The following is a 792-nucleotide window of genomic DNA, read 5'->3' on the forward strand; positions in this document are numbered from 1 at the left end:
CTGACGATGCTGAGCGCCCAGTGAACGAACTGAACCGGCATCGGCTGGTTAAGCCCCAGCTGCTCGCGGATGCCGGCGACCATCTGTGGCGTGGCCCGGTCGCCAGCGATGATGTCCGCTGGGTCCCCGGGCGCCAGCCTCAACAGCAGGAAGACAAAGATCCCGACCATCGCCATGACGGCGATGGTCGAGAGCAATCTGCGCAGGATGTAGGAAGCCACCGCTCAAGCCTTCTCCATGTTCCACATAGGAATGAGCCCTCCCGGCATCTCGATCAAGCCACTCAGCGTCTTGCGGCGCGCGATCGGCCGGAGTGTTTGACCCAAGTAGATCTCGCCGACGAAGTCCCACCAGATCTTTTGCATCTCTCGCGCCAGAACCTTGCGTTCTTCGAGCGTTTCGACATCCGCCCATTTGGCACGAAGAGCCTCGTATTCGTCGTTCTTCGGCCAGCCGTACCAACCTTTGTCGCCATTCGCGCTTTGGAAGACGCTCGCGATCGGATCGGTGAGCGCGTTACCGGAATCGCTCGTGATGAAGATGCTCCATCCACCGCTCTCGACAGGCCCCTTGTTTGAGCGGCGCGCGGCGACCCCGCCCCAATCGCTCGGTGCAAGCTCGGCGTCGACCCCGATCTTCCGCAGGGTGGCCGCAAGTAGCTGCGCGGCGTCGCTGATCCATGCAATGCTGGTGGGCTGGAGAATGACGACCTTTTCGCCGGCGTATCCAGACTCCTTCAAGAGTTGCTTGGCCTTTTCCGGGTCGCCGCCCTTCTTGAACCATCCCGTGTTC

At 61.6% G+C, this 792-nt stretch carries 1 protein-coding gene and 1 pseudogene; both read right to left on the bottom strand.

Annotated elements, in window-relative coordinates; all coding sequences use genetic code 11:
• A pseudogene (locus NKI88_RS31710) lies at positions 1–221 on the bottom strand (ABC transporter permease); the annotation flags it as partial.
• 3 nt (positions 222–224) lie between these two features.
• Positions 225–792 (bottom strand): ABC transporter substrate-binding protein (locus NKI88_RS31715; RefSeq protein ID WP_352659337.1); only part of this gene is annotated, 568 nt, incomplete at its 5' end.

Source organism: Mesorhizobium sp. M0317, from assembly GCF_040321555.1.
Taxonomy (GTDB): Bacteria; Pseudomonadota; Alphaproteobacteria; order Rhizobiales; family Rhizobiaceae; genus Mesorhizobium.